Source organism: Pedobacter sp. 01N416 (assembly GCF_056399685.1).
On record NZ_JBFTRT010000673.1, the window covers coordinates 1 to 2,478 of the forward strand.

The window sequence follows — 2,478 nt, forward strand, 5'->3', positions numbered from 1 at the left end:
TTGTAAGGCATTATAATAACTCTCAAGTGATGGTGTTGCTGAGCCTAAAACTACTTTGGCCTGATGCAGATAACCTAAATAAATGGCCGCATCTCTTGCCTGGTAGCGTGGTGCAGGGTCGTATTGTTTGTAAGATGGTTCGTGTTCCTCATCAACAACAATTAATTTAAGGTGTTGAAAAGGAAGAAAAACGGCTGAGCGAGCGCCAAGAATTACCTTGTAGGCGCCTGTCCGCACTTTATTCCAGATTTCTACCCTTTCACTATTGTTGAATTTAGAATGGTACACCCCGATCGAATTTCCAAAATAACGCTTAATTCGTTCTACAATCTGTGTCGTTAGAGCAATTTCGGGCAACAAGAACAATACCTGACCATCTGTATTTTGAATGATTTTTTCAATCAGCTTGATATAAACCTGTGTTTTTCCAGATGCCGTAACACCATGCAGCAAAACCACCTCCTTCTCTTCAAAATATTGATTAATCTGGCCTAATGCTTTCTGTTGTCCTTCGTTCAGTTCGAAATTCACACTGAATTCTTCATCGTGAGCGGCCAAACGGCTAACCGGCCTTTTCATCACCACAAAAATATCTTTGTCGGTTAAAGCTTTTAATGCCGCTGGCCCACAATTACTTTCTTCCAAAAGCTGTTCTTTAGAGATCGGCAGATTTGATTTTTGTAATTTCAGGTAAGCCAATAAAGCGTCTAATTGTTTAGGCGCCCTATCCAAAACATTAAAAAGCTGTTTCAGATTTTCTTCATCGCTATAAAAATCATTTAATATGATGAACGATTTAAGCAAAGGTTTATATTTTTGCACCACCTCTTCAGCTACCAGAATCAATTCTTTATCGAGCAAATGATTGATGATCGGATATACGGTTTTCTGTCCAAGGAGTTTGGAAACATCATTAACAGTAAGTTTCTGTTGCTGTTTCAGGGCATTGATAATGATTTCTTCCTTATCGGTAAGTTCGGTATCTTCATTGTAATCTTCGCGAAGAATCAAGATCGTTTCGCTGGCAAGCTTTAAACTTGCGGGCAAAGCAGCTGCCATTACATCACCTTCATTGCACATGTAATAATTGGTCATCCAGGTCCAGAATTTAAGCTGAATGGGTGTAATTACAGGCTCAGTATCTACTACATCGATAATATATTTTGCCTCATAAACCGTTGGGGGCACGGTACTGATGCCGCTAATTAAAGCAGTATAAATTTTATGCTTTCCAAACTGAACAACCACACGTTTTCCGACGGCAACCTGATCGTTTAAATCGAAAGGTACCCGATAAGTATAGTTTTTCGCCAAAGATAATGGCAAAATAACTTCAACAAAAAGTGTTTCTCTTTCTGCAAAAATATCATTTTCGAAAGTATTCATTATTTATCTTTAAATGCTGCAAAAAAGAGCATTATCCATCCCAATACAAATAAAAGCCCACCAATTGGTGTTATTGGACCAATAAATTCAGTAAATCCTAAATGCGATATGCTTCGGGTAGCCAATAAATATAACGACCCTGAAAAAAGGATAATTCCAAACGTGAAGCAGAAATAAGCGATATTAATGAGCTTGTTTCTGTAACGTGCAAAGGTAGAAAGGTACAATAGTGCAAATGTATGATAGAACTGATAATCAACACCTTTTTGCCAAATTTCTAATGATGGTCCATCAATTAGGGCCTTTAGGCCATGAGCACCAAATGCACCCAGCAAAACAGCAACAGCACCAAAAAAAGAAGCAGTAAGGATTATTCGTTTATTCATAGTTATTTGCTAGTAGCAATCGCTAAATTAATAAATTGACAAAGAACTTCTCACTAATCAATGTAATAAATTAAATTTGTTGCACAGCAGATGAAAAAAATCGTAATTCTAACAAGTGCATTATTTTTAGGTGTAGCCTTTATGGCCTACGTCTATTTTTCGAAATTGGGAATTGATAATGATGCGAAAGACCTGGCGCTGCAATCGGCAACCAATAATGCCGCATTGGTGTTTTCTTTCCAGAACGACAAAGGTTTTTACGACATCATTGAAGGGCAACAGCTTATCCAACAGGTTTTAGGAAAGAATAAAATGAACCTTTTAAAACAGCTAAAAACAAGTATCATCGACGATAATCTGCTAAACAGATACCTGAAAGATCAGCAAGTTTATATTAGTGTACTGCCCGACTCAAATAAAACCCTGAACTTCTTAATCACCGTACAGATACAACGTGATAATGACATCAAAAAATTCTACGAACAGTTAAAATTAAAAAAAGCGATCAGCGAAAATGCTAAAGACCTGTACACGGTGAAGCTCAATGACAGCTTATCGGTTTATTTAGGCGTTCATGACCAGGTATTAACAGCTTCAACATCGCTCAAACTGATCAATGATGCCAATGTACGTTTAACAGAAAATCCCTTTACCGAATATATTAAGGAGAATAACCGTCAAATTAAAAATGTGCTCAGCCATGTTT

At 37.2% G+C, this 2,478-nt stretch carries 3 protein-coding genes; 1 reads left to right on the top strand and 2 read right to left on the bottom strand.

Annotated elements, in window-relative coordinates:
* Together AC1DND_RS25665 and AC1DND_RS25670 are read right to left on the bottom strand one after the other, a co-directional pair.
* Positions 1 to 1,386 (bottom strand): primosomal protein N' family DNA-binding protein (locus AC1DND_RS25665; protein ID WP_477585389.1); only part of this gene is annotated, 1,386 nt, incomplete at its 3' end.
* Positions 1,386 to 1,772, bottom strand: a complete 387-nt coding sequence (locus AC1DND_RS25670) for a DUF423 domain-containing protein (RefSeq protein WP_029279875.1) — start codon at positions 1,770 to 1,772, stop codon at positions 1,386 to 1,388. The genes AC1DND_RS25665 and AC1DND_RS25670, both read right to left, overlap by 1 nt.
* A 90-nt stretch (positions 1,773 to 1,862) precedes the next feature.
* Here AC1DND_RS25670 and AC1DND_RS25675 point away from each other — a divergent pair.
* Positions 1,863 to 2,478, top strand: a 616-nt coding sequence (locus AC1DND_RS25675) for a hypothetical protein (protein WP_477585391.1), incomplete at its 3' end; no start/stop codon positions are given.